Origin of the sequence: Clostridium thermobutyricum DSM 4928 (assembly GCF_002050515.1) — a bacterium.
GTDB classification, from domain to species: domain Bacteria; phylum Bacillota; class Clostridia; order Clostridiales; family Clostridiaceae; genus Clostridium; species Clostridium thermobutyricum.
Window position 1 is genome coordinate 1 of sequence record NZ_LTAY01000109.1, and the last position, 1,454, is coordinate 1,454.

Below are 1,454 nucleotides of genomic sequence, written 5' to 3' on the forward strand. Positions count from 1 at the left end.
TAAAGTGGTCCCTATGTCAAGGACATTTTAAAAAAGAGAGTTAAGATGCTAAAAGCTGATTTCTGTATTGAACAGGAGTCAGCTTTTTTAAATTCCATTGACAACGCTCATTGTTATAATAATCAATATAATCATCTATAACTAATTGTAATTCTTCTAGGCTAGAGCAATATTTGTAATTAATTTCATCTTTCATGTGTCCAAAAATGATTCCTGCGGAGCATTATCCCAGCAATTTCCGCGCCTGGACATAGATTGTCCAAGATTTTTAGATTTCAAAAGTTTTTGAAATGTTGGGCTTGTATAATGACTACCTTGATCTGAATGGATAAAGGCATCTTCGGCTAATTTTACCTTAGAATTTGTAATTAACTTATGTATCGTATTTGTAACAATATCTAAAGTTATCCTATCTGATAAATTATAAGCTAATATCTCATTTGTTGAAGCATCTTTGATGGTAGACAAATAAGCCATATTAGAATTTGAATATGGCAAATATGTAATGTCTGTAAGTAATACCTTACCTGGCACTTTTTGCTTAAAGTTCCTATTGAGTAAATTTGGAACTACAGTATGTTCCTTTGTAGCTTTAGCTATACGCTTATACGGATTAGGTTTTCTAATTGGACAAATTATATTAAATTTTCTCATTATCCTTTGTATACGCTTTCTGCTATAAATAATATTGAATCTTTCTTTTAAGATCATTTTAATAGATCTTGATCCCTTTTTATATCCTCTATAATTGAAAGCCTTTAAAACATTATTTTTAATTATTTCATCTTGCTTTTCACGATTTTTACGATTATTTTTAGACTTTAAATAATTATAGTAACCGGAACGTGAAACATTTGCCACATTGCATAATTGTTTAATTAAATTTCCTAAAGATAATTTGTTAGCTAGTGACTCTATTAGTCTAAATGCTTGTGCTGCTATTACTTTACTTTTTTTCACCTGCCTTTCTTGCAGCTCTAATTTTTTTAATAATTCTATCTCAGCCTTTAGATATTCAATTTCAGCATTTTGTCTTGATATTATTTCATCTTTAGTAATTTTACGCTTACGCGGACGCCCGCAATTATTCCTTCTAGTATCATCTAATCCTAATACTCCATTATCCTTATATGCTTTTCTCCATCTTGATCCTGCACAATCTACGCGACGCATCCCAATAATATCTACATCAAATCCAGCTTCTTCAAAGATAACTCTTGAAGTCTTGCCTTTACTAGATTCAGCAATGAAATGTATTTTAAATTCATTGGTATAGGTTATTGATTTTTCACTTACCTTATTAACATATTTATTCTTTGATAATTTAACTATTTCATCCTTTGAAAATCTTATTTTACTCATAACTAATCCACCTCATAAATTTATTGTACAAAAAAAGAACCTATATAGATAGACTCTTTTTTATAAGTGTCCATCTTATAGGTTCCAGTTTA

At 29.4% G+C, this 1,454-nt stretch carries 1 protein-coding gene; it reads right to left on the bottom strand.

Features of this window, described 5'->3' with window-relative positions; translation table 11 throughout:
• Positions 1-40: 40 nt before the first annotated feature.
• Positions 41-1,362, bottom strand: a protein-coding gene (locus tag CLTHE_RS15785) for an IS3 family transposase (RefSeq protein ID WP_143324102.1) whose coding sequence is annotated in 2 segments (ribosomal slippage) — positions 41-207 and positions 207-1,362 — 1,323 coding nt in all. Because the reading frame shifts where the segments join, the coding sequence is not laid out codon by codon here.
• Positions 1,363-1,454 lie beyond the last annotated feature (92 nt).